A 22,637-nucleotide genomic window follows, 5' to 3' on the forward strand; every position below is an offset into this window, starting at 1 on the left:
TGGGGTACGGCTTGCGCTCGGTCACGCGGCCATCCCAGCACATCCTGCCCTGACGACCGGCGGTAACGCTACAAATCCATACGATCACACTGCGACATCACGGACATAAGCTCGCGGAACGCACTCTCAGTTTCCGAAGTCGTCTGCACGGATGTCCGGAGTGCCCTGCAGGGGTGCCACCGGAATACGGCGGAAACGGGCCGCGTGCTTGATCTCCGTCACTAGGATCTTGGCGTTCACGCTGGTGGGTGACGGTTTCCCGAGTTCGGGTAGCTCGGCCTTCGGGAGCCTCGGGCGGGTCAGCCATGTGGGAGTGCGTCAGGCGTTGCTGGCAGGGTCGGGGGTGTCCAGTCCCACAGGGGACCGAGCGTGCGGGGTGCGAGGTGCGCCCACAGCGTAGAGGGAGTGAGCTGGAGGGCGAGAGCAGTCAGGACATGGGTGATCGGCCCGGCGTTGATCACTTGAAGACCGGCCTGGTGAGCATTGCGGGCGGTGGCCTGGGTGCGGGGGCGGCGTTGGGCATCATAGGCGTCCAGCGCCGCGGGTACGGAAGCGTTGCTGGCAAGGGCGGCGGCCAGGACGACGGCATCTTCGATCGATTGGCCGGCGCCTTGGCCGCGATCAGGGCTCATGGCGTGGGCGGCGTCGCCGAGAAGGGCGATCCGGCCGCTGGTGTAGGCAGGCAAATCGGGTAGGTCGTGGATGTCGATGTGGCGGACCTGTTCGGGCGGTGTGGCCTGCAGGAGGGCGGGGATCGGGTCGTGCCAGCCGGCGACGTGCCGCCGCACTTGCCCCAGTTCGTCGTCGAAGCGGACGCCGGGCTGGTCGGTGCTTGTGCCCAGCGCCCAGTAGACCTGGCCCGGCGCGATGGGGTGGATGAGGAAGTAGCAGCCGCGGCCCAGGGTCATGCTGCCGCTCACCGGGATGGAGGTGTCGGCAAGGCCGAGCCAGGCGGTGTAGCCGAGGAAGCGCGGGCCGGGGGCCTGCGGCCACAGCAGTCGGCGGGTGAGGCTGTGGATTCCGTCGGCGCCGACGACCAGGTCGGCGTCTTGCCGGCCGGCGGCGTAGGTGACGGTCACCTTCTCGGAGTCCTGGGCCAGGCCGGTGACCTTGACGCCGGTGTGCACCACGTCCTCGGGCAGCGCCTGTCGGAGCAGCCGATGCAGGGCGGCGCGGCGGAAGGCGCGCAGCGGCGGGTTCTGGCCGGTGGGGGCGCGCATCAGGTGGCGGCCTGAGGGCAGGCGCATGGTGTGGGTGGCCCAGGTCGGCATGCTCGTCGCTTCGGCCTGTTCGGCCAGGCCGAGTTCGGCCAGGGCACGCATCGCGTTGGGCGATTGCGACAAGCCGGCACCCACCTCGCCGAAGGCGTGCACGCGCTCCAGCACCTCCACCTGCCAGCCGATGCGGCGCAGGGCGACTGCGGCGGCCAGACCGCCGATGCCGCCCCCGATCACGATCGCGTGGCCAGTCATGAGTCCTCCTTGTTCAGCGGTGGGGCCTGTTCGAACACCTTGGCCATCCACGCGAAGGTGGCGTGCGCTTGGTGGACGCGTGCGGCCCGTTCGTCGTCGGGGCCGACCAGATCGAGGCCCTGGCGGGTGATGTCGAGGAACGAGGCGATCCCCGCCACCTGCTGCCGCACCACCGCCTGCCAGGCGTCGTCGGCCATCCGGTAGTACATGGTGCGGTCGCCCGGCCGGGTCCTCCATGTGAGGAAGCCCATGCCGGTTAGCAGCCGCAGGTTCATGGTCAAAGACGCGCGGCTGGCGCCGATGGTGGTGCTGATCTGGCCTGCCGACTGCTCTGGCGGATCGCAGACCATCAGCCAGCCCAGGATCCGCCCGGCGATCGGTGGCACGCCATCGCGTGCCAGATGCATGGCGACCTGCTCGGCCCATTCCAGTAGTTGTTCGTCGTCGGCCATACGAACCCCCATTTTTTCGCGAGTTTCAGTATGAGCTAAAGTCCGTGTATCCAGCAAGACGGTGAGCCGGGAAGTCTGGTCGGCCCGCGACGCGCGTCGCGGAGAACAAGGAGGGTTTCCCCTTTATGTCCACCACATGGCTGCTGCGCTGCGGCCTGGCTGCCAGCGTCCTGGTTCCGGTCGTGCTGTGGGTTGACGGCGCCACTCGTCCCGGCTACAGCCTGTGGCATCACGGTGCCAGCCAGCTCGGCACGGGCGAGCGTGCCTGGCTACAGACCGCCAACTTCCTGCTCGGTGCTCTGCTTCTGGGCCTGTTCGCCATGGGCTTGCGGCGGGCCCTGCATGCTGGCCGCGGCGCCACTTGGGGGCCCGTCCTCATCGCCACCGCAGCCGTTGGCCTGGCGGTGGCTGGGCTGGTGCCCACTGACCCTGCCCTCGGTTACCCGCCCGGACAGCCGGAAGGCCTCACCGCCGCCGGCGGCGTTCACCAGGCGGCCGGGCTCGCCTTGTTCGCGGGCCCCAGCGGCGCTGCCTTCGTCCTCGCCCGACGCTTGGGCGGGCCCAGCCGCGGCTGGGCCCGCTACCTGCGCACTTCAGGTTCTCTCGTCATCGCCTTCGCCTTCGCCGCCGGCATCGCCTACCGCCTCGACACGGTCGGCATCTGGCGACCCGCTCCGGCCGGTTTTCTCGAGCACCTCGCCCTGCTGGCCGGATTCTGCTGGATCATCGCCGTCGCCACAGGGTTGCTGCGTCGCCCAGCTGAGATGCAGGCAGAACCGGCCAAGTCCGGCACTTGACGATGCCAGCCGCACGGCCTGCTGCCTTGCCGACGGAGCTCCGGGAGTCCTGAGCCTACCGGCCGGCGGCGAGCGCGGCGTAGGCCGTGCTGCGGGAGACCCGCAAGATGCGGGCGGCCTCGGTGACGCTGACGCCGTCGTCGGCGAGGTGGCGCAGCGTGGCCAGCTCGGCCGGGCCGACCGCGCGGGGGCGGCCGGTCTTCTTCTTGCCGGGCAGCATGGTGCCGGTGGCTTCGCGGCGCCTGGCGGCGGCAATGCCCTCGGCTTGACGCTCGGCGCGCAGTTCCAGCTCGTACTCGGCGGCCGCGGCCAGGACCGCGAACATGAATCGGCCCCCCTTGGTGCCCAGGTCGAAGTTCTCGGTCAGCGACACCACTGTGATGCCGCGGTCGCGTAGTTCATTGACCGTGGTCAGCACGTGTGCCGCCGAGCGACCCGACCCCATCGGTCGGACTTCCAGAACTTCAGGGTGTCGCCCGCCTTGGGCAGCGGCAGGAGCGCCGCCCACTCCGGTCGCGCGACGGTGCGCTTGCCCGACTCCTTTCCATGACCAGCTTGTCGTAGCCGCTGGCCGCCAGGGCGTCGAGCTGGAGCTGCGGGTTCTGGTCACGCGTCGAGACGCGCGCGTACGCCCATACGGTCACCGGCTGCCTCCGGCAGTGTCCAGAAACGTCTACCGTTGCGGTTGGTGACCTGGGTGATCTGCTCACGCAGGTCGGGATCCGACAGATAGCGCAGCAGCGTGATGGTGGGCACCGCGCGGCCGAGCTTCCGAAAGGCCCGGTAGAGGCGGTTCTTGCGGGAGTGGTTGCCGAGCCTGCGCAGCAGCGTGACAGGGGCAGCAGATCGAATCCCAGAAGTGCGGCCAGGCCGAAGACCGGCAATGACTGGCCTTGCGTGTCCGCGTGGATGGTGTCCGGCTGGATCTCCGAGGCGTTCTTCAGTAGCCCCTCGATGATGTAGACCGCCTCCCACACCCCGCGGCCACGGTCGTGCCGTCACCCCACACCGAGGCGATGTCGAGCTGGTTGAACGCGTTGATCACCGCGGTGGACGCTTTGGCGATCTTCTCGCTGGTGGCGTGCTTGTTCGCGGCCAGAGCGAGCTCGGCGGCGCTGACCTTGCCCCGCATGTGCGCGGCGCCCTGGGCCGGACCGAGCAGCGTGCCGTAGGTGAACACCGTGAGCACATACCGGCCGAGCGCTTCCTTGATCTTCGGGTCTGAGCCGGAGGCAGGCCCGAAGTGATGGTGCCATCCCAGCTGGTAGGCGGTGCGGGTGAGGATGTCCAGCAGATCGCGCTGCGGCAGCCGATCGTGCACCGCCTCCTCCAGCTTGAGCGCTTCCGCGCGCCGCCGGCCGGGCACGCCACCAGCCTGGTCGACCTGACCGCACTGCAGTCGGTGCTGCGCGCTCTCAAGCTCAGCGGCATGCTGGAGACCCTGGACGCCCGCTTGGCCCAGGCCCACGCCGGCGACCTCGGGCACCTGGACTTCCTGCAGATCCTCTGCCAGGACGAGATCACCCGACGCGACACCAACGCGCTCGCGCGCCGCCTGCACCGCGCCCGCTTCGAACAGCAGGCCACCTTCGAGGGCTTCGACTTCAACACCTCGCCGAAACGCCGTCTCATTCACCTGATCGCGACCGTCAACGGAGGCTCGCTGCTGGTCTCGATCTCGGGCTCACCACGATATGCGAACGGCTGGCCCGACCCCGTCGTCATCCTCGGTGCGGCCTGGCTGGCCTTCGCGGCGAGCTGGAGTCTCGGCACGGCGGCGCGCACCCGCCGCGAGTTCGCCGCCCGCGAGGCCAGGAGGCAGGCCGAGCAGGCAGCGGCCGACGAGCGCTTGCGGATCGCGCGCGAGCTGCACGACGTCGTCGCCCATTCGATGAGCGTGATCACCGTCAAGGCGGGGGTGGCGGCCAAGGTCCTGGACAAGCATCCGGAGGAAGGGCGCAAGGCGTTGCGGGCCATCGAGGAGATCGGGCGCGGCTCGCTCGCGGAGATGCGCCATCTTCTCGGCGTGCTGCGCGAACCCGGCAGCGCGCCCGACAGCGCGCCGCTCCCCCGGCTCGCCGACCTGCCGTCCCTGGCGCGCCAGGCGGCGGAGGCCGGCGTGCAGGTCGACCTGTCGGTGGACGGAACCGTGCCCGACAGCATGGCGCCGGCCGTTTACCGCATCGTCCAGGAGGCGATCACCAACGTCGTCAAGCACGCCGCTCCCGCCCACTGCCAGGCCAGCGTGTCGGTCGCCGATGGAAGGTTGCGGATCTCCGTGGTCGACGACGGGCCTGGGCAGCGGGTGCTGCCGGGGCGGCCAGGTGGGCACGGGCTGGCGGGGATGCGCGAACGGACCCTGCTGTACGGCGGCACCTTCGAGGCCGGCCCGCTCTCGGGAACGGGGTTCGGCGTGCACGCGTCATGGGAGATCCCTTGACCTGCCTGGACTTCGGCGGAGGGACAAGGGCGCAGCGCCGGGCGTTCCGGCGGGGCGCGGGCGTGCGCGAACGGCGGGCCATTCGACACAGTGCCGCAGTGGCGCATGGAGGTACGTATGGCCGGCGTTCCGAAACAGCATCGACGTGGTGGGAGCGATAGGCGCGGATCGGCCATGATGGACGTGATGACGAGAATCTTGAGCGTGAGCTGGAAAAAGCGGAGTCGGCGGGTTCGGAGAGGACGATCGCGGACCGGGCCGGGCCTGGTTGGGGTGGGTGCGGCAGGGGGAGGCTCGTGATCCGGGTGCTCATCGCCGACGATCAGGCGCTCCTGCGCGGCAGTTTCCGCTTGCTGATCGATTCGGAGGACGATCTCACCGTGGTCGGGGAGGCGGGCGACGGGCGGGAGGCGGTGGCGCTCGCACGTACGGAGTCACCCGACGTGGTGCTCATGGACGTCAGAATGCCCGAGATGGATGGCATCACCGCGACCGGGCAGATCGCCGGGGACACTCGGGTGCTCATCCTGACCACGTTCGACCTCGATGAGTATGTCTATTCGGCGCTGCGGGCGGGTGCCAGCGGGTTCCTGCTCAAGGACGCGCCTCCGGACGACCTGTTGAAGGGGATCCGCGTGGTGGCGTCGGGTGAGACGCTGCTCGCGCCGACCGTCACCACCAGGCTGATCGCGGAGTTCGTACGGCGGCCGGCCCAGCAGCTCTTTCACGGGCTCGACACGTTGACGGACCGGGAGCGCGAGGTGCTCACCCTCGTCGCCCACGGACTGTCCAACGCCGAGCTCAGTGCGCAGCTCCAGGTGAGTCCGGGGACCGTGAAGACGCATATCGGCCGTCTGCTGGCCAAGCTCAACGCCCGCGACCGCGCCCAGCTCGTCATCGCCGCCTACGAGGCCCGCCTGGTCACGCCGCGTTAGCCGCCCGCGCGCCGTGACCGCAGGCCGCGTCACCGCATCACCAGGCCGGCCCGCACACCGTGCATGCGAGGAAAGCGGACACTGGCCACCAAGCGCTCCAGCACCGTCACTCCGGGTAGCAGCACCCGATGCCGGCGTAGCCACGCCACCGACTGATCGAACAGCGCCGTCGGCCCCTCGGCATGCGTCCACGCCCATCCGTGCGGGAACGTCCGGAACCTCTTCGCCAGCACCCGCCCCTCCCACAAGTCCCGGTCGTCGAAGTCTCGTGGTAGCCGTAGGCGTCCCGGATCATCCACGCGTGCTCGTACGCCGTCTTCGGCCGCTCGGCGTACCTCTACACCTGCGAGGGATCGCCAATCCCCAACTGCTCGGCCAGACAGTCCACCACCGGCCACGGCAGCGCCAGCGGATCCTCCAGAAACAGCCCCTTGTACCGGACCGTCCCGATCTGGACAGCTACGCCCAGGCGAAGCGCCAACGGCTGCTCCCGGGTTCCTCAACCCCCGTCTCGTACGGCGTGTTGCGGCCCCGTACCGTGGGCCCGGCCCGTCCTCCGTGAGATGTCAGGCGGACCCCGGGTGGGCGCCGGGGGAGGGCGGGCCGGAATGTGGCGGTGAGCGGTGCGATCAGCCGCTCCTGGCCTTGGCGTAGTCGGCGGCGCCGCCCGCGAAGTCGTAGACGACGGCCGGCTGGTCGCCGACGACCCAGGCGTCGTGTCCCGGCGGGCAGACGAAGACCTCGCCCGGGCCCACCTCGGCCTCGGTGCCGTCGTTCATGCGGATGCGCAGGCGCCCTTCGGCGACGAACCCGTTGTGGTGGACCTCGCACAGGTCCGTCCCCGCGATCGGCTTGACGGAGGCCGACCAGCGCCAGCCCGGCTCGAACGTGGCGACGCCGAAGGTGAGCCCGCTGAGGTTGCACACCTCCAGGTGACCCATCGGGAAGTCGCGGCGTTCGTCGGGCTTGTCGATGCTCTTGACTTCGATCATGACGTTCCCCCCTCCCGTCAGGTCCAGTCTTACACCGGCGACATGCCGTCACAAGCCGCTTGACCTGGGCGAACGCCATAATGCGGGGGTTTCAGGCGGAGGGGTGGTGGACCCGGTAGGTGGACTGGACGACGCCCGCGCCGAACACCTGCGTCGACACGTGGGCGAGCGGGATGTCACCGCCGACCGGGCCGAAGAGGGGCAGCCCTGTGCCCAGCAGCACCGGGACCGTCGTGAGGGTCATCTCGTCGATCAGCCCGGCACGGAGGAACGTGCGGATCACTTGGCCGCCGTCGACGTAGACGCCCTTGGCGCCGCGCTCGGTCAGGTGCCGCAGGAGCGCGTCGAGGTCGCGGTGGACGGTGACGCGGGGGTCGGCGTCCTCGGGCAGGGTGCTGCTGAGCACGGCTACGTGCTTGTCCTCGTGCGGCCACGGATCGTAGGTCAGGCCGGGTTCGTACGTGCCGCGCCCCATGACGACGGTGTCGATGTCCTTGATGAACGCGTTGTAGCCGAGGTCGTCGCCGGCGGCCTCGCCCCGGCTGGTGAGCCAGTGAAGGTCGCCGTCCTCGCGGGCGATGAACCCGTCGAGGCTGATGCCGATGAAGACCGAGCAGGTGAACGGGCGGCGGGTGGTCATGGAGGGTCTCCCATTAGTAAACGGATATTCATTTACTAATGTACGGAGAAGGGCGAGGTACGCCAAACTGTGCGCCTGGCCAGGTCATGCTCGCCGGAGACCCCCTGGTGACCTGCCCGCGGCGTCACCGGCCGCACGAATCCGCGTTGGCGAGGTGGCGGCTGCCTCCACCGCCGCCCGCGCCCCGGCGTCGGCGGCTCGATCCGCCCCGGGAAGCGATCGATCCGAAGCGTCCTAAGATTGGCCGGTATGCGGCTGGCCTGGGTACTGCTTCTGCTGCTCGTGGGGTGTGCTCCCAGCGCCGGATCACCTGCTCAGACGCCAGAGGCGTCGGATGGGTCGTGGCGGCTGACGCACACGTGGAACGGGGCCGGAGAACATAGGTGGCACTCGATCGCTGCCATGAGTTCGGGGGAAGCGTGGGCGTTCGTCGCGGGCGGCAGGTCGCTGATGATGCGGTGGGACGGGCGTGCCTGGCGGGCCGTGGAGCCGCCCGATGATTTCAGCACGACGGGGTACGGCTTCGGGTTCGAGACATCGCCGGCGGGTGATGATCTCTGGCTGGTGGCCGGCAGCGTGTGGCAGTGGGCGCGGGGTGAGTGGGTGAGACGTCCCCGGTCATCTTCCTACGGCGACCTCGACAGCAAGGACATGGCGGTCACCGCCAAGGGGGAGGCGTGGCTCGCCGAGGTCGGCGAATACGGAGGGTGGTACCTGCACCGCTGGGATGGTGGCAAGTGGAAGCCGGTACGGAAACCCGAAGGCGAGGCGGGGTCGGCGTGGCTGGAGCGGGTCGCCGCCTCCGGGCCGGGACAGGTCTGGGCGATCCAACAGGCGGACGGCGCGACCCAGGCCATCCGGTGGGAGGGTTCGCGGTGGAGCGTTCACCCTTTGCCCCAGGTCCCCGCTCCGTCCCCCAGGTCCACCACCGCGGGCTGCGTCAGTACGGGGTGGCCGAGGTTCGCGATCCGGGCCCTGGCCCTACCTGCTCGTGATGACGCCTGGGCCGTGGGTTCGGTCCTGGTGGAGAAGCCCGGGGCCTGCATGCACTCCGTGGCGAAGGAGGGCGTGGTCCTGCACTGGGAGGGCGGCCAGTGGAGACGGGTGGAGCGCCCGATGCCCGGGACCGCGCTGACCGTTGCGCGGGCGGACACAGAGGGAGGGGTGTGGATTGCGGCCAACCCCGTCCAGGGTCGCCGGCCGTACCTGCTGCACGTCAAGGACGGGCAGTGGACCGAGCATCCGCTGCCCGAGGGGCCGACCGAGGTCATGGATATGGCGCCGGTGCCCGGCACCACCCGGGTGTGGGTGTATGCCAGGAAAGGCAGCCGGGTGTCGCAGCTTTACGAGCTGGCCAGGTGACGTGTGCCGGGGCCGTGGCCGCCGGCCGATTCTGTCGGTGCGGTCGTCCATGATGGGGTCCATGGCTTCGTGGCAGGAGTTCGAGCGGCAGGCACCCGGGTTGGCGGCGCGCAGGTGCTGGAGGCGTTCGAGATGCCGGCGGCTGACTCTCACCTGTTCCGGATCGAGCTGACGGAAGTGGTGTCGACGAGGGTCGAGGGCGACGAGCTGGTCATGGACGCCTGGCAAATGGGGTGCGCCAGATCCGCCGTAAGTAATCTACAAAGTAAAGGCGCGGGCCTGGGGCGTCACACCGGCTCAGTGCACCGAAAATCCGCCGTCGACGAAGAGCATCTGGCCGGTGACACATGCGGAGGCGTCACCGGCCAGAAACACCGCAGCCCCGGCGAAGTCCTCGGGCACGCCGTTGCGGCCCGTCATGTGGCGGGCGGCGAGTGCCTCGACACGGCCCGGCACGGCCTGGGCCGGTTCGGTCAGCGGCGTCAGCACGAATCCGGGGATGATCGTGTTGACGCACACGCCGCTGGCCGACCACGCCTCGGCCTGGGAGCGGGTCAGCCCGGCGAGGGCGGCTTTGGCCGCGCCGTAGACCCCGCTGTCGCCGAAGGCGCTGATCGACTGCTGGGAGCCGATGTTGATGATGCGTCCCCAGCCGCGGCCTGCCATCTGGGGGCCGAAGTGCTGGCCGAGCAGGTACGGCGCGGTGAGGTGCACGGCCAGGGTGCGTTCGTAGTCGTCGGCCGTGAGGTCGGCCATGGGTTTGCGGATGTTGTTGCCTGCGTCGTTGACCAGGATGTCGATGGCGCCCGCGGTGGCGCAGACCCGCTCGACGTCGCCACGCTCGCCGAGGTCGGCGCTGATCGAGGAGGCGGTGACGCCGTGCTCGCGCAGGCGGGTGACGGCCTCGTCCAAGGCGCCCTGCCTGCGGGCGACCACCACGACCTCGGCTCCGGCACGGCCGACGGCCTCGGCGATGACGTACCCGATCCCGGAGCTGCCGCCGGTGACCAAAGCGCGCCGGCCGTGCAGGGAGAAGAGGTCGCGCAGATAGTCCGACATGGAGCGTCAAACTAGCATCCCGCCTCAGCGGGACCGAGGCACGGGCCGACCGTCGGGCCTACGTGCTGAGCACGTCGGCGAGCACGGCCGCCTGGCTGATCTCGGGTCGTCTGGTCGAGGTGAGCAGGGTGAGCGGCCGGTTGGCGGCGAGTTCGCGCAGGTGGGCGAGAGCCTGGGCGCGTTCGGGGTCGTTGAGCTCGCTGCGGTAGCGGCGGGCGAACTCCTCGAAGCGCTCGGGGTCGTGCGCGTACCAGGTGCGCAGCTCCGCCGAGGGCGCGACTTGTTTGCACCATTCGTCGAGGTGGGCCCGGTCTTTGGCCATTCCGCGCGGCCAGACCCGGTCGACCAGCACCCGGGTGCCGTCATCGCCGGTGGGCTCGTCGTAGACGCGGCGCACGTGGATCGTGGTCGTCTCAGCCATCGTCGTCGCCTCCTCACTCACGACGATACGAGGCTGCCACCGGGCGACGACGAGCAGCCGCCCCTTCATCGGCAGACGGCCGGATTCTTCCGCTCACCGGGGAACACCATGACGAACAGTTCCACGGCGCCGTCGGGCTGGTCCGGCGACTGGTGGACGAGCTTGCGCCCGCGCAGGTGCACCCGCGGCCCAGAGCACCCATGATCGTCGGGACACGAGAGGGGATACTGGAGGAGCGTCGGGCCCCTGCCTACGAGAAGAACAGGGCCGATGTCTCTGCGGCCGGCCGATCAGCCGGGGGATTGCGCGCGGACGCGCGGAGGGTTAAGCTCGAATGCTGCCTTACCCGGCATCAGCGTTTACAGCCCTCCCGTCAGGAGCATACCACCGAATGACTAATCGTCAAGATGGTTTCGCGCAAGCCCTTGACAGTGAGCAGCGTGTCGTGTCGTGGCTGTACGGCCGGCTCGACGCCGCCCGGCGGCGGGCGGAGGAGGCGCTGCGCACGGCGTACGGCAGGGCGACCGGCACCCGCCAGGCGATGGTCGAGCGCGAGGCGATGGCCTCGGAGCAGGCGCGGCGGCTGGCCCAGCTGAACGCGGTCGAGCGGGGCCTGTGCTTCGGCCGCATCGACGACGGCTCCGGGCGGAGCACGTACATCGGCAGGATCGGCCTGCGTGACGAGGAGCACGAGTCGGTGCTGATCGACTGGCGGGCGCCGGCGGCGCGGCCGTTCTACGTGGCCACGGCCACCGATCCGGGTGGGCTGGTGCGCCGCCGGCACCTGCACCTGAAGGACCGTACGGTGGCCGGCATCGACGACGAGGTGTTCGACCTGGACGGCATGAGCGACGGCGACCGGCGCACGCTGGTGGGCGAGGCGGCGCTGCTGGCGGCGTTGCGCCGGGGGCGGACGGGCCGGATGGGCGACGTGGTGGCCACCATCCAGACCGAGCAGGACCGGGTGATCCGTTCCTCGCTGCAGGGGGCGCTGGTGGTGCAGGGCGGTCCCGGCACCGGCAAGACGGTGGCGGCGCTGCACCGGGCGGCGTATCTGCTCTACACGCACCGCGACACGCTGGAGCGGCGCGGGGTGCTGGTGGTGGGCCCCAACCCGATGTTCCTGCGCTACATCAGCCAGGTGCTGCCGGCGCTGGGGGAGACGCAGGTGGTGATGGCCACGGTGGGGGAGATGTTCCCGGGCGTGCGGGCGCGCGCGGCCGACTCCCCGGCCGCGGCGGTGGCCAAGGGTGATCCGCGCATGGCCGGGGTGGTGGCCAGGGCGCTGGAGCTGCGCCAGGCGGTGCCGGACGGCGAGCTGGTCGTGGAGCTGGACGGGCTGCGGCTGCGGGTGCCGTATGAGGTGTGCGCGCGGTTGCGGGCGCGGGCGCGGGCGGTGCGGCTGCCGCACAACATGGCGCGCAAGCTGTACGTGAGCGAGCTGCTGAAGGAGCTGGCCAGGGCGGAGGCCCGGGCGCTGGAGGAGTCGCTGCACATCGAGGAGCTGGAGGTGGACGATCCGGAGCTGGTCGAGCCGCTCGATCTGGAGGCCGACCTCGACGAGATCGACCTGGAGCTGGCCTCGCGGCGGTTGTGGGGCGAACCGGAGATCCGGCGCGCGGTGGACGGCCTGTGGCCGGAGCTGACGCCGCAGCGTCTGATCGGCGATCTGCTGTCGTCGGCGGAGACGTTGCGGTCGGTCGCTCCGGCGGGCCTGGCCTGGCAGGGGCTGGTACGCCCGCCCGGCTCCGCCTGGACGCCGGGCGACGTGCCGCTGCTGGACGAGGCGGCCGAGCTGCTGGGCGAGGACGACTCGGCCCGGAGGGTCGCGGCCAGGGAGGCCGGCCAGGAGTGGGCCGAGCAGGAGCGCTACGCCCGGGAGGTGCTGGAGTCGACGGGCGTGGCCGAGCAGGGCATCTTCGAGCGGGCCGACGTGCTGGCCGAGCGGCACGCCGACGACGGCTCGGGCCTGACCACGGCCGACCGGGCGGCGGCCGACCGCTCGTGGGCCTACGGGCACGTGATCGTGGACGAGGCGCAGGAGTTGTCGCCGATGGCCTGGCGGATGGTCATGCGGCGGGTGCCGGCGAAGTCGCTGACCGTGGTGGGCGATCTGGCGCAGACGGGGTCGGCGGCGGGGGCGCGTTCGTGGGGTGAGGTGCTCGACCCCTATCTGGAGGGCCGCTGGCGGGTGGAGCGGCTGCTGGTGAACTACCGCACGCCGGTGGAGATCATGCGGGTGGCGGCTGACGTACTGCGGGCGTTCGCGCCCGAGCAGGAGCCGCCCGAGTCGGTGCGGTCGGGCGGGGCGGAGCCGCGGGCGGTGCGCCTCGCAGCGGCGGATCTGCCGGTGCTCGTGGCGGCGGAGCTGGCAAAGGTCGGCGCCGAGGTGGGCCCGGAGACCGGCGCCGAGGCGGGTGCGGGCCGGGTGGGCGTGGTGACGCCCGACGCGCGGCACGCCGAGGTGGCGCGGTTGTTTCCGGAGGGGGATCTGGAGGCGCCGGTGGTGGTGCTGACGGTGGGGCAGGCCAAGGGGCTGGAGTTCGACGCGGTCGTGGTGGTGGATCCGCAGGGCATCCTGGACCAGTCGCCGATGGGCGGGCAGGACCTCTACGTCGCGGTGACGCGGGCGACGCGGCGGCTGACGGTGGTGCACGAGGGTGATCTGCCGGAGGTGTTGTCCCGGCTGACCCAGGAATTTACTTTGTAAAGGCGATGGCCCGGATCTGAACGATCATGGTCCACATCACACACCCCTCGGCGACGCCCGCGGACGCTACTGCCGGCAGGTGTCGTGGTCCGGGGTGAGGTCGGTGGCGACGTCGCGGATGGTGCGGGTGACGTGGTCGAGGGCGCGCAGCGTCTCCAGGTCGAGGTGGTCCATGATGCGGCGGTAGTGTTCGTGGCCGGCGTTGTTGATCTCTTCGATGAGGGCGGTGCCCTCGGGGGTGAGCTGGACGCGGCGTACGCGCCGGTCGTGGGGGTCTTCGTGCCGGTCGGCAAGGCCCTGGGCGACGAGGCGGTCGACGATGCCGGTGACGGTGCCGAGGCCGACGCCGAGCGCGTGGGCGAGCTCCTGGCCGGAGGAGGAGCCGTTGATCGCCAGGAGCATGACGACCTTGAGCTGTCGCATGGTGAGGTTGGAGGTGAACAGGGGGGAGTGGTGCTGGGCGAACAGTCGCCCGAGGCCACGCTGGGTTTCGGTGATCCGGTGGATCAGGTCTTCGCGTTCGCTGCTCACACTCACCTCTCGCCTTCCTGAGAAGGTTATCAGGAAGGCTCGGTTTGTCTAAATATTCGTATCAGGCGAAGTGTTAGTCTGTGGCGAACTCTTGGAGGGGACCTCATGACCGCTTTCGCCCGGTTGAGCCTGGTCAACCGCAGCCTTGTGATCCTGATCGCGGTGGTGCTCAGCGCGTTCGGCGTGTTCGCCATCCCTCAGTTGAAACAGCAGTTGCTGCCGTCCTTGTCGTTCCCCGGCGCGTTCGTGGTGGCGCCGTTCGCCGGGGCCTCGCCGGAGATCGTCGAGGACCAGGTCACCAAGCCGATCGAGGATTCCTTCCAGGGGCTCGCCGGGATGGAGCAGATGACCTCGACCTCGAAGGAGGGCCTGGCGCAGATCCAGGTGGCCTTCGAGTACGGCACCGACGTGGAGTCGTCGGTGAACAAGATGCAGCAGGCCATCAGCCGGGTGACGTTGCCGGAGGGCGTTGAGCCTCAGGTGGTGGCGGGCAACACCGATGACATCCCGGTGCTGGTGCTGGCGGTGGGCGACGGCGGTGACGAGCGGTCGATGGCCGACAAGCTGCGCCGGATCCTGGTGCCGGAGGTGCAGGGCGTTGAGGGCGTGCGTGAGGTGTCGGTCACGGGCACCCGCGAGGAGGTCGTGACGATCGAGCCGGATGCCAGGAAGATGGCGCTGGCGGGGGTGTCGGCGGCGCAGATTCCCGAGGTGCTGAAGGCGAACGGCACGCCGATCCCGGCGGGGACGCTGATCGATGACGGTAAGGCGCTGACGGTCCAGGTGGGTTCGCGGGTCGACTCGGTGTCGAAGTTGGAGAGCCTGTATCTGACGCCTGCGCAGCCGGCGGCGACTCCTCAGCAGTCTCAGCAGCAGGGCCGGTCCCCGTCTCAGCAGCAGAGCCCGCAGCAGGGGCAGGCGCAGGCGCCGGGCCGGCCGGGTCAGGGGGCGGTCGCGCAGCAGCCGGCCAGGCCGAAGCCGCTCAAGCCGGTGAAGCTGGGTGATGTCGCGGAGATCAAGCGTGGGCTGGCGGAGGCGACGACGCTCACCCGTACGGACGGCAGGTCGAGCCTGGGCGTGGCGGTGACGATGACGCCCGACGGCAACGCGGTGGCGATCTCGCACGAGGTCCGGGAGAAGCTGCCGGAGCTGACCAGGGCGCTGGGCGACTCGTCGGACACGGCGGTGTCGGTGGTGTTCGACCAGGCGCCGTATGTGGAGGAGTCGATCGAGAGCCTGACCACTGAGGGTCTGCTGGGTCTGGTGTTCGCGGTTCTGGTGATCCTGGTGTTCCTGTTGTCGGTGCGGTCGACGCTGGTGACGGCGGTGTCGATTCCGCTGTCGGTGGTGATCGCGCTGCTGGTGTTGTGGGCGGGCGACTATTCGCTGAACATGCTGACGCTGGGGGCGCTGACGATCGCGGTGGGCCGCGTGGTCGACGACTCGATCGTGGTGCTGGAGAACATCAAGCGGCATCTGGGTTATGGCGAGGCGAAGCTTCAGGCGATCTTGACGGCGGTGCGCGAGGTGTCGGGGGCGGTGACGGCTTCGACGCTGACCACGGTTGCGGTGTTCGCGCCGATCGCGGTCGTGGGCGGCATGGTGGGCGAGTTGTTCAGCCCGTTCGCGATCACGGTGGCGGTGGCGTTGCTGGCTTCGCTGGTGGTGTCGCTGACGGTGGTGCCGGTGCTGGCGTACTGGTTTTTGAAGGCGCCCGCGCTGACGCCGGAGCAGGCGCGCAAGCAGCGTGAGGAGGCCGAGGCGAAGGAGTTGCGCTCGCCGTTGCAGCGGTCCTACCTTCCCGTGCTGCGGTTCGCGACCCGGTTCAAGCTGGTGACGGTGCTGATCGGGGTGGCGGTGTTCGTCGGCACGATGGGGCTGGCGGGCGGGTTGCAGACGAACTTCCTGGACGCCTCGGGGCAGAACACGATCTCTGTGTCGCAGCGGATGCCGGTGGGCACCGACCTGAAGACCACCGACGAGGCGGCGCGGAAGGTCGAGGAGGTGCTGGCGGGCCTGGACGGCGTGGAGACGTACCAGGTGAACGTGGGCGGCGGGAACGCGATGTCGGGCGGGGCGGTCGGCGGTGGCGCGGATCGGGCCTCGTACTCGGTGACTCTTGAGGAGGGTGCCGACACCGTGAAGGTCGAGCGGGTGCTGCGCGATGGGGTGGCGGGCCTGTCGGGGGTCGGCGAGGTCACGGTGGGGGCGCAGGGGGCCGGGTTCTCCTCCGACACGATCGACGTGATCGTGCAGGCGTCCGACGCTGAGGCGTTGCGTGCGGCGAGCGGCACGGTGGCGGCGGCGATGGGTGAGGTTTCCGGGTTGAAGGATGTGTCGTCGGACCTGGAGTCGAGTGCGCCGCGGGTCGAGGTGGTGGTCGATCGTGAGGAGGCCGCCGAGCGGGGCCTGTCGGAGGCGCAGGTGGGGCAGGCGGTGGCGCAGGCGTTCCGTGGCGCGCCGCTGGGGCAGATCGTGCTGGACGGGCGGGCGAGCGATCTGGTGCTGCGGGGGGCTGACGCGCCGGACGACGTCGAGGCGATCGAGGGTTTGAAGCTGCCGACGCCTGCCGGGATGGTGACGTTGTCGTCGGTGGCGGATGTGCGGCAGGTGGCGGGGCCGACGCAGGTGACGAGGATCGACGGTGAGCGGTCGGCGACGGTGTCGGCCAAGGCGGACGCGGCGGATCTGGGGAGTGTGACGCAGGCGTTGACGACGAAGCTGGAGGGGTTGTCGCTGGCCGCGGGGGTGTCGTACGAGATCGGTGGTGTGTCGGCTGATCAGGCTGACGCGTTCGCCGATCTGGGCTTGGCGATGCTGGCGGCGATCGCGATCGTTTTCCTGATCATGGTGGCGGCGTTCCGCAGTTTCGTCCAGCCGGTGATCCTGCTGGTGTCGGTCCCGTTCGCGGCGACGGGCGCGGTCGGGTTGCTGGTGGCCACGGACACGGCGCTGGGGGTGCCGGCGTTGATCGGCATGTTGATGCTGATCGGCATCGTGGTGACGAACGCGATCGTGCTGATCGATCTGATCAACCAGTACAGGGATCAGGGGATGGGTGTGGTGGAGGCGGTGATCGAGGGTGGCCGGCGCAGGTTGCGGCCCATTCTGATGACGGCGGTGGCCACGATCTGCGCGTTGACGCCGATGGCGCTGGGGGTGACGGGTTCGGGTGGTTTCATCTCGCAGCCGCTGGCGATCGTGGTGATCGGTGGTCTGATCTCGTCGACGTTGTTGACGCTGGTTCTGGTGCCGACGTTGTACGTCGTGGTGACGCGCGAGGGCGGCCAGGGGCGGGGGCCGGTGGGTCCGCGGGTGCGGCAGGACGCCGACGGCGCGGGGGCGCAGGATCTGGCCGGTCATCCGGCGTGAGGGTGTCCCGGCGGCGGAAGGTCGCCGGGGTTGAGGTGCCCGGCCGGGTCTGACATCGGGCCGGGCTCGCTCGCGGCTACGTGGACATCACTCACGCGGGCGGGCGCGGAAGCGGCGTCGTCCACCTCTACGACGTGGGGCGAGGAGATCACGTCGGCGTTATGGTCTTCGACGACGGGCGGCGCGCCCTGATGTTCTACGACCGGGCCGGTGCTTCGGGTGTTGGTGCCGCCCCCGCCGGGAGCGGGGCCCCTGCGCGCCCGGCGGGGGCGGGCGTGTGAATAGACTTGTCGAACGTGACTGCCAAGCCGCGTATCCCCGATGTCCTGGCCGCTCGTTATGCCTCGCCTGAGCTGGCTCGCCTGTGGTCCGCCGAATACAAGATCGTCGCTGAGCGGCGGTTGTGGCTGGCGGTGTTGCGCGCCCAGGCCGAGCTGGGGGTGACGGTGCCCGAGGGGGCCATCGCCGATTATGACAAGGTGGTCGAGCAGGTCGATCTGGGCTCGATCGCGGCGCGCGAGCGGGTGACCCGGCATGACGTCAAGGCGCGCATCGAGGAGTTCAACGCGCTGGCCGGGCACGAGCAGGTGCACAAGGGCATGACCTCGCGCGACCTGACGGAGAACGTCGAGCAGTTGCAGGTGCGTGACAGTCTTATGCTGGTGCGCGACCGGACGGTGGCGCTGCTGGCCCGTCTGGCCCGTCTGGCCGTGGAGCATGAGGCCACGGTGGTCGCCGGCCGCTCGCACAACGTGGCGGCGCAGGCCACTACTGTGGGCAAGCGTTTCGCGACGGCGGCCGAGGAGTTGCTGGTGGCCTACCGGCGGCTGGAGGAGTTGATCGGCCGCTATCCGCTGCGCGGGGTCAAGGGTCCGGTGGGTACCGCCCAGGACATGCTCGACCTGCTGGGCGGTGATCGCGGGAAGCTGGCCGGGCTGGAGGAGCGGGTCGCCGCCCATCTGGGGTTCGCGCGCCGGTTCACCAGCGTGGGGCAGGTCTATCCGCGCTCGCTCGACTACGAGGTGGTCACCGCGCTGGTGCAGCTGGCGGCGTCGCCGTCCTCGCTGGCCAGGACGATCCGGCTGATGGCCGGGCACGAGCTGGTCACCGAGGGGTTCAAGGAGGGGCAGGTCGGCTCGTCGGCGATGCCGCACAAGATGAACACCCGCTCCTGCGAGCGGGTCAATGGCCTGGCGGTCGTGCTGCGCGGCTACGCGTCCATGGTGGGGGAGCTGGCGGGTGACCAGTGGAACGAGGGCGACGTGTCCTGCTCGGTGGTGCGCCGGGTGGCGCTGCCGGACGCGTTCTTCGCCTTCGATGGGCTGGTGGAGACGACGCTGACGGTGCTGGACGAGTTCGGCGCGTTCCCCGCGGTGATCGCGTCGGAGCTTGACCGTTACCTGCCGTTCCTGGCGACGACGAAGATGCTGATGGCGGCGGTGCGTGCCGGGGTGGGGCGTGAGCAGGCGCACGAGCTGGTCAAGGAGCACGCCGTGGCGGCGGCGCTGGCGATGCGTTCGCGCGGAGCCGCCAACGACCTGCTCGATCGGCTGGCCGGCGACGAACGGTTCCCTCTCGGCCGCCCGGCGCTGGAGGAGTTGCTGGCCGACCGGGTGTCGTTCACGGGCGCGGCCGGCGACCAGGTGGCGGCGGTCGTGCGGCAGGTGGACGAGGTTGTGGCGGAGCATCCGGAGGCGGCCGCGTACCGGCCCGGCGCCATTCTGTGATCCGTGAGCTCCGCTCCGTGGCCGAGGTGCGGGCGGCCTGCGGGGACGACGATCTGGTGGTGTGGGCGGCGCAGGGGTTGCGCGGCGGCGCGCGGGCGTGGGTGCTGGGCGAGGCGGTGGTGGCGGCCTGCCCGCGGGTGTCGCGGCGGGACCGGCTCGCGGTGCGGGGTGGTGCCGTGCACGCCGCCGAGCTGGTACGCCATGCGCTGGCGGAGCTGGGCCCGTCGTACCGGCCGCTGGGTGAGGCGGCGTTGATGCGGGAGGTGACGGCCAGGCTGGACGGGCTGCAGGTGGCCGGGCGGTTCTCGTGGATGAGCCTGGACACGGACGTTGCGGGCACGGACGGCACGGACGGCACGGACGGCGGTATCGGCGGGGCCGGGTGGCTGGAGGACGACGACATCGAGCAGGTCGCGGCGCTGCTGGCCGCCGAGGCGCCCTTGTCGTACGCGGTGCCCGGCCTGGCGGGGGTGCGGCGCTGGGCGGGTGTGCGGGCCGGTGGGGAACTGGCGGCTGTGGCGGCCGACGCCTGGTCGGCGCCCACGGTGGGGTTGCTGGCGGGGGTGGCGACGCGGGCCCGTCATCGCGGCAGGGGGCTGGCGGGCCGGGTGTGCCGGTGGGTGTCGCGGGAGCTGGTGGCGGCCTACGGGCGGGCGGCGCTCATGGTCGACGACGACAATCCGGCGGCCATCCGGGTGTACGAGCGGCTCGGCTACCGCAGGCGGCGGGTGGCGGCCTGCCGGGCGGCGGGCTGACCGAGCTCCGCACGGTCCGTGCCTGGTGCGGGTGGGCGCGGCGGGGACGGTCGGCCGTTTCGGCTGGGGCTGGTCTGGGAGGCGGCGGACAGCAGGGTGAGCGCGGCTTGGCGGGCGTGCTCGCCCGCGCCGGTCGCGTCGTGATGTGCGGCGACGACGGTGGCGCCCTCGACCAGCATGAGCAGCTGACGCCCCAGCAGGTGTGGTTGGGCTGCTCCGGCGCGGTCGGCGATACCGGTCAGGAGGTCCAGGTAGCGGTCGAGGTGGCGTGTGGTGATGGCGCGAACGGCCTCGACATGGTGCTGGGCGGCCGCGTTCAGCATCGCGCAGCCGCGGAAGAGCGGGCGGTCGTACCACTGCTGCAGGGCGTCGAACACTGCGGCGAGCTGGTCGCGGGGGTCGTTCCCGGCGTCCGAGACAGCTTTGACGAGCCAGTGCGTCACCCGCTCGCTGCGGGCCTTGAGCACGGCCTCCACGAGGCCGTCCTTGGTGCCGAAGTGCCGGTAGAGCGTCTCCTTGGACACGCCGATGCGGGTGCACAGCTCGGCGACGCCGATGCCGTCGAGTCCGCGCTCGTACAGCACCGCGGTCGCCGCGTGGAGGATGGTGGCGCGTGTGCGCTCCGGGTCGAGCGTCGAGCCTTTGGGAACCGGCATACCCGGATGGTACCGGGCGGTTCGATCCTTTGGGGTCCGCCCGTCATGTCCTCCGCCCCGGGGTCGCGGGCGGAGGAGACTCCGGCTCCGGCCTCGGGACGGCCGCCGCTCCCCGACAGGTCAGTACGCGGTGGCGGATCCGGTCCGGGCGAACGCTGCGGCGTGGTCGCGGGCGAAGCCGGCGATGTCGCGCGGGGGGCGGCCGGCAACGGTGGCCACCGCATCGGTGGTGACGTCTCCCCAGCCGGAGACGTACGCCTGCGCGTACTCCTGCAGCATGTCGACGATCCATCGCGGAACACCGTGGCCGAGCAGCGTCTCGCGCTTGGCGTCGTCGCTGACCGGCAGGTAGGCGATCGGCCTGCCCAGAGCGCGGCTCAAGGCCTGCGCCACCTCGCCGAACGTCAGCGAGCGCGGGCCGGTGAGGGTGTAGGTCTGGCCGTGGTGGCGGTCGGGGCCGTCGAGGATCACGCGGGCGGCGCACTCGGCGATGTCGCGTACGTCGATCATGCCGATTCGGGCCGAGGCCATGTTCAGCGAGAACGTGCCGGTGGCGGCGATGGTGCCCGCCTCGTTCAGCAGGTTCTGCATGAACCAGTGCGGGCGCAGGATCGTCCAGCGCAGGCCGCACCGTTCGATCTCCTGGTCGGACAGCGCGTGCAGCCTGCCACTGCGGTTGGGTGCGTCGTGCGCGGCGCCGACCACGGACAGCCGTACGATGCGCTCCACTCCGGCCTGGCGTGCGGCCCACACGGCGTTCATGCTGTTCTCCGGAGCGCGCGGGCTGTTCGGAGTGAGCAGCCACAGGTCGTGCACGCCCTCGAAGGCGGGCGGCAGCGACCGGGCGTCATCGAGGTCGCCGGCGACGACCTCGGCTCCCCGCTCGCGCAGGCCGTGCGCCCTGGACTCGTCGCGGACGAGGGCGCGAAGGCCGATCTCGGCTCCTTCCAGCGCGTTCATCAGCGCGGTGGACACGGTTCCGGTCGCTCCGGTGATCAACACGGTGCGTGACACGTTCATTCTCCTTTGGTAGAGCCGGCTGGTGCCGGGTGAGCCGTGGGCCGCGGGGGTTTCCCGCCGGCGCGGCTGGTGGTGATGCGCTCCAGGGCCCAGAGCACGACGGTGCCCGTCGAGAGGGCGGCGCCCAGGACGCACACGCCGGTCCAGCCTCCGTGCACCCAGACCACCGAGGTCAGCGCGGAGCCCACCGCGCCGCCGACGAAGAAGGAGGTCATGAACGCGGAGTTGATCCGGTTACGGGCCTGCGGCCGGAGCGCGTAGACAACGTTCTGGCTGCTGTTGAGCACCGCCTGGTGCGCCAGATCCAGCACGATCACGCCGGCGAGCAGCCACACCAGGGAGCGCGCCCCGGCGGCGATGGCCAGCCAGGACACCGCCAGCAGGACCGCTCCCGCGCCGGTCACGATCTGGACGAGCCCGCGGTCGGCCAGCCGCCCGGCCACCGTGGCGGTCAGCGCACCCGCGACGCCGACCAGGCCGAAGAGGCCGATGGCGGACTCCGTCCACGCGTACGGCGATTCCACCAGCAGGAACGTCAGCGCCGTCCACAGCACGCTGAACGACGCCAGGCTCAGGGCGCCGATGCCCGCCCGCCACCGCAGCAGCGGCTCGTACCGGAACATCGCCACCGTCGAGCGCAGCAGTTCGGGGTAGGTCAGGCGCCCGCCGTCGCCGCCGAGCCGGGGCAGGAAGATCCGCAGCAACACCGCCGTCAGCGCCATCAGGACCGCGTTCACCCAGTAGACCGTCCGCCAGCCGCCCAGCTCCGACAGCGTTCCGGACGCGGTGCGCGCCAGCAACAGGCCGAGCATCAACCCGGTCATCACGGTGCCGACCACCCGGCCACGTTCGGCCGGGGCCGCAAGCGTCGCCGCGAACGGCACCACGACCTGCGCTCCGACCGAGGCCAGCCCGGTCAGGGCCGTGCTCACCAGGAGCACCGTGCCTTCGGCCGCGGTGGCCGACACCAGCAGGAACAGCGCGGTCGCCGCGTAGAGGGCCACGGCGAGCCGCCGCCGCTCCATCAGGTCGCCGAGCGGCACCAGCAGGATCAGCCCCAGCGCGTACCCGGCCTGCGCGGCCGTCACCGTCAGCGCCGCCAGCGAGGGTCCGAGGCCCAGTTCCTGGCCGATCAGGTCGAGCAGCGGCTGCGCGAAGTAGTTGCCCGCGACCGCCAGCCCGGTCGCCACCGACATGAGCAGGAGCAGCCAGGGCGACAGGCCGCCATCACGATGGGGTGTCGTCGTCATGCACCCCAGCCTCGGGGATACCCGATCGATGAGTCCAATGCATGTT

The 22,637-nt window shown here is 70.6% G+C and carries 22 protein-coding genes and 1 pseudogene; 8 read left to right on the forward strand and 15 right to left on the reverse strand.

Going from position 1 to position 22,637, the window contains the following annotated elements:
• Nucleotides 1-299 precede the first annotated feature (299 nt).
• Both ABGA98_RS43600 and ABGA98_RS43605 read right to left on the reverse strand, forming a co-directional pair.
• Nucleotides 300-1,472: an FAD-dependent monooxygenase gene (locus ABGA98_RS43600; RefSeq protein WP_347624364.1), complete on the reverse strand. Its 1,173-nt coding sequence runs from the start codon at nt 1,470-1,472 to the stop codon at nt 300-302.
• Complete coding sequence (locus ABGA98_RS43605) at nt 1,469-1,924, reverse strand: transcriptional regulator (protein ID WP_347624365.1); 456 nt, start codon at nt 1,922-1,924, stop codon at nt 1,469-1,471. Before ABGA98_RS43605 ends, ABGA98_RS43600 begins: the two co-directional genes overlap by 4 nt.
• Before the next feature lie 125 nt (nt 1,925-2,049).
• Here ABGA98_RS43605 and ABGA98_RS43610 point away from each other — a divergent pair, with 125 nt between their 5' ends.
• A complete protein-coding gene (locus ABGA98_RS43610) occupies nt 2,050-2,721 on the forward strand; it encodes a DUF998 domain-containing protein (RefSeq protein ID WP_347624366.1) in 672 nt (223 codons plus the stop codon).
• Nucleotides 2,722-2,776: 55 nt separating this feature from the next.
• Here ABGA98_RS43610 and ABGA98_RS43615 read toward each other — a convergent pair whose 3' ends face one another.
• The 3 genes and pseudogenes from ABGA98_RS43615 to ABGA98_RS43625 all read right to left on the reverse strand — a co-directional run bounded on the left by ABGA98_RS43615 (nt 2,777) and on the right by ABGA98_RS43625 (nt 4,087).
• Complete coding sequence (locus ABGA98_RS43615) at nt 2,777-3,166, reverse strand: recombinase family protein (RefSeq protein WP_347624367.1); 390 nt, start codon at nt 3,164-3,166, stop codon at nt 2,777-2,779.
• 161 nt (nt 3,167-3,327) lie between these two features.
• Nucleotides 3,328-3,477 (reverse strand): hypothetical protein, encoded by a 150-nt coding sequence (locus tag ABGA98_RS43620; RefSeq protein ID WP_347624439.1) that lies wholly within the window; start codon nt 3,475-3,477, stop codon nt 3,328-3,330.
• Nucleotides 3,428-4,087, reverse strand: a pseudogene (locus ABGA98_RS43625) (Tn3 family transposase). Before ABGA98_RS43625 ends, ABGA98_RS43620 begins: the two are co-directional and overlap by 50 nt.
• On the opposite strand from ABGA98_RS43625, the gene ABGA98_RS43630 reads away from it, so the two are divergent.
• Both ABGA98_RS43630 and ABGA98_RS43635 read left to right on the forward strand, forming a co-directional pair.
• Nucleotides 4,037-5,161 (forward strand): histidine kinase, encoded by a 1,125-nt coding sequence (locus ABGA98_RS43630; protein WP_347624368.1) that lies wholly within the window; start codon nt 4,037-4,039, stop codon nt 5,159-5,161. The pseudogene ABGA98_RS43625 and the gene ABGA98_RS43630 sit on opposite strands and share 51 nt — an antisense overlap.
• Nucleotides 5,162-5,457: 296 nt before the next feature.
• The gene (locus tag ABGA98_RS43635) at nt 5,458-6,096 is read left to right on the forward strand and encodes a response regulator transcription factor (protein WP_347624369.1); all 639 of its coding nucleotides are present in this window, start codon (nt 5,458-5,460) and stop codon (nt 6,094-6,096) included.
• Nucleotides 6,097-6,125: 29 nt separating this feature from the next.
• On the opposite strand, the gene ABGA98_RS43640 is transcribed toward ABGA98_RS43635, so the two are convergent.
• The 4 genes from ABGA98_RS43640 to ABGA98_RS43655 form a co-directional block, all read right to left on the reverse strand.
• Complete coding sequence (locus ABGA98_RS43640; protein WP_347624370.1) at nt 6,126-6,395, reverse strand: DUF4158 domain-containing protein; 270 nt, start codon at nt 6,393-6,395, stop codon at nt 6,126-6,128.
• A 38-nt stretch (nt 6,396-6,433) separates the two neighbouring features.
• A complete protein-coding gene (locus ABGA98_RS43645; RefSeq protein WP_347624371.1) occupies nt 6,434-6,577 on the reverse strand; it encodes a DUF4158 domain-containing protein in 144 nt (47 codons plus the stop codon).
• 148 nt (nt 6,578-6,725) lie between these two features.
• Entirely contained in the window at nt 6,726-7,088 is a 363-nt protein-coding gene (locus ABGA98_RS43650; RefSeq protein WP_347624372.1) for a cupin domain-containing protein, read from the reverse strand.
• A 91-nt stretch (nt 7,089-7,179) separates the two neighbouring features.
• Nucleotides 7,180-7,728, reverse strand: a complete 549-nt coding sequence (locus ABGA98_RS43655; protein ID WP_347624373.1) for a dihydrofolate reductase family protein — start codon at nt 7,726-7,728, stop codon at nt 7,180-7,182.
• 402 nt (nt 7,729-8,130) lie between these two features.
• Between ABGA98_RS43655 and ABGA98_RS43660 the strand changes: the two genes are divergently transcribed.
• On the forward strand, nt 8,131-9,090 hold the full coding sequence (locus tag ABGA98_RS43660) for a hypothetical protein (protein WP_347624374.1): 960 nt from the start codon (nt 8,131-8,133) through the stop codon (nt 9,088-9,090).
• A 297-nt stretch (nt 9,091-9,387) separates the two neighbouring features.
• On the opposite strand, the gene ABGA98_RS43665 is transcribed toward ABGA98_RS43660, so the two are convergent.
• Both ABGA98_RS43665 and ABGA98_RS43670 read right to left on the reverse strand, forming a co-directional pair.
• Nucleotides 9,388-10,149, reverse strand: coding sequence for an SDR family oxidoreductase (locus tag ABGA98_RS43665; protein WP_347624375.1), 762 nt, complete (start codon nt 10,147-10,149; stop codon nt 9,388-9,390).
• Nucleotides 10,150-10,207: 58 nt separating this feature from the next.
• Complete coding sequence (locus ABGA98_RS43670; RefSeq protein ID WP_347624376.1) at nt 10,208-10,570, reverse strand: DUF488 family protein; 363 nt, start codon at nt 10,568-10,570, stop codon at nt 10,208-10,210.
• A gap of 391 nt (nt 10,571-10,961) precedes the next feature.
• Between ABGA98_RS43670 and ABGA98_RS43675 the strand changes: the two genes are divergently transcribed.
• Complete coding sequence (locus ABGA98_RS43675; protein WP_347624377.1) at nt 10,962-13,280, forward strand: ATP-binding domain-containing protein; 2,319 nt, start codon at nt 10,962-10,964, stop codon at nt 13,278-13,280.
• Between the two features lie 66 nt (nt 13,281-13,346).
• On the opposite strand, the gene ABGA98_RS43680 is transcribed toward ABGA98_RS43675, so the two are convergent.
• The gene (locus ABGA98_RS43680; protein ID WP_347624378.1) at nt 13,347-13,811 is read right to left on the reverse strand and encodes a MarR family transcriptional regulator; all 465 of its coding nucleotides are present in this window, start codon (nt 13,809-13,811) and stop codon (nt 13,347-13,349) included.
• A gap of 105 nt (nt 13,812-13,916) precedes the next feature.
• Here ABGA98_RS43680 and ABGA98_RS43685 point away from each other — a divergent pair, with 105 nt between their 5' ends.
• From ABGA98_RS43685 to ABGA98_RS43695, 3 genes are all read left to right on the forward strand, one after another.
• Nucleotides 13,917-17,183 (forward strand): efflux RND transporter permease subunit, encoded by a 3,267-nt coding sequence (locus ABGA98_RS43685; RefSeq protein ID WP_347624379.1) that lies wholly within the window; start codon nt 13,917-13,919, stop codon nt 17,181-17,183.
• A 296-nt stretch (nt 17,184-17,479) separates the two neighbouring features.
• Complete coding sequence (gene purB / locus ABGA98_RS43690; protein ID WP_347624380.1) at nt 17,480-18,910, forward strand: adenylosuccinate lyase; 1,431 nt, start codon at nt 17,480-17,482, stop codon at nt 18,908-18,910.
• The gene (locus ABGA98_RS43695) at nt 18,907-19,665 is read left to right on the forward strand and encodes a GNAT family N-acetyltransferase (RefSeq protein ID WP_347624381.1); all 759 of its coding nucleotides are present in this window, start codon (nt 18,907-18,909) and stop codon (nt 19,663-19,665) included. The genes purB and ABGA98_RS43695 overlap by 4 nt, the downstream gene beginning before the upstream one ends.
• Here ABGA98_RS43695 and ABGA98_RS43700 read toward each other — a convergent pair.
• The 3 genes from ABGA98_RS43700 to ABGA98_RS43710 form a co-directional block, all read right to left on the reverse strand.
• Nucleotides 19,623-20,321 carry a TetR/AcrR family transcriptional regulator gene (locus ABGA98_RS43700; RefSeq protein ID WP_347624382.1) on the reverse strand — a complete coding sequence of 233 codons (699 nt, stop codon included), beginning with the start codon at nt 20,319-20,321 and terminating at the stop codon, nt 19,623-19,625. The two genes, ABGA98_RS43695 and ABGA98_RS43700, sit on opposite strands and share 43 nt — an antisense overlap.
• A 120-nt stretch (nt 20,322-20,441) precedes the next feature.
• Nucleotides 20,442-21,335, reverse strand: coding sequence for an SDR family oxidoreductase (locus ABGA98_RS43705; RefSeq protein ID WP_347624383.1), 894 nt, complete (start codon nt 21,333-21,335; stop codon nt 20,442-20,444).
• Nucleotides 21,336-21,337: 2 nt separating this feature from the next.
• Nucleotides 21,338-22,591 (reverse strand): MFS transporter, encoded by a 1,254-nt coding sequence (locus ABGA98_RS43710; RefSeq protein ID WP_347624384.1) that lies wholly within the window; start codon nt 22,589-22,591, stop codon nt 21,338-21,340.
• Between the last annotated feature and the right edge of the window lie 46 nt (nt 22,592-22,637).

The organism is Nonomuraea sp. B1E8 (assembly GCF_039871515.1).
Taxonomy (GTDB): Bacteria; Actinomycetota; Actinomycetes; order Streptosporangiales; family Streptosporangiaceae; genus Nonomuraea.

What these genes read in the sequence shown, in the direction of transcription:
- ABGA98_RS43600 (WP_347624364.1), bottom strand. Translation starts at nt 1,472, where the DNA reads ATGACTGGCCACGCGATCGTGATCGGGGGCGGCATCGGCGGTCTGGCC.
- ABGA98_RS43605 (WP_347624365.1), bottom strand. Translation starts at nt 1,924, where the DNA reads ATGGCCGACGACGAACAACTACTGGAATGGGCCGAGCAGGTCGCCATG.
- ABGA98_RS43610 (WP_347624366.1), top strand. Translation starts at nt 2,050, where the DNA reads ATGTCCACCACATGGCTGCTGCGCTGCGGCCTGGCTGCCAGCGTCCTG.
- ABGA98_RS43615 (WP_347624367.1), bottom strand. Translation starts at nt 3,166, where the DNA reads ATGGGGTCGGGTCGCTCGGCGGCACACGTGCTGACCACGGTCAATGAA.
- ABGA98_RS43650 (WP_347624372.1), bottom strand. Translation starts at nt 7,088, where the DNA reads ATGATCGAAGTCAAGAGCATCGACAAGCCCGACGAACGCCGCGACTTC.
- ABGA98_RS43655 (WP_347624373.1), bottom strand. Translation starts at nt 7,728, where the DNA reads ATGACCACCCGCCGCCCGTTCACCTGCTCGGTCTTCATCGGCATCAGC.
- ABGA98_RS43660 (WP_347624374.1), top strand. Translation starts at nt 8,131, where the DNA reads ATGAGTTCGGGGGAAGCGTGGGCGTTCGTCGCGGGCGGCAGGTCGCTG.
- ABGA98_RS43665 (WP_347624375.1), bottom strand. Translation starts at nt 10,149, where the DNA reads ATGTCGGACTATCTGCGCGACCTCTTCTCCCTGCACGGCCGGCGCGCT.
- ABGA98_RS43670 (WP_347624376.1), bottom strand. Translation starts at nt 10,570, where the DNA reads ATGGCTGAGACGACCACGATCCACGTGCGCCGCGTCTACGACGAGCCC.
- ABGA98_RS43675 (WP_347624377.1), top strand. Translation starts at nt 10,962, where the DNA reads ATGACTAATCGTCAAGATGGTTTCGCGCAAGCCCTTGACAGTGAGCAG.
- ABGA98_RS43685 (WP_347624379.1), top strand. Translation starts at nt 13,917, where the DNA reads ATGACCGCTTTCGCCCGGTTGAGCCTGGTCAACCGCAGCCTTGTGATC.
- ABGA98_RS43700 (WP_347624382.1), bottom strand. Translation starts at nt 20,321, where the DNA reads ATGCCGGTTCCCAAAGGCTCGACGCTCGACCCGGAGCGCACACGCGCC.
- ABGA98_RS43710 (WP_347624384.1), bottom strand. Translation starts at nt 22,591, where the DNA reads ATGACGACGACACCCCATCGTGATGGCGGCCTGTCGCCCTGGCTGCTC.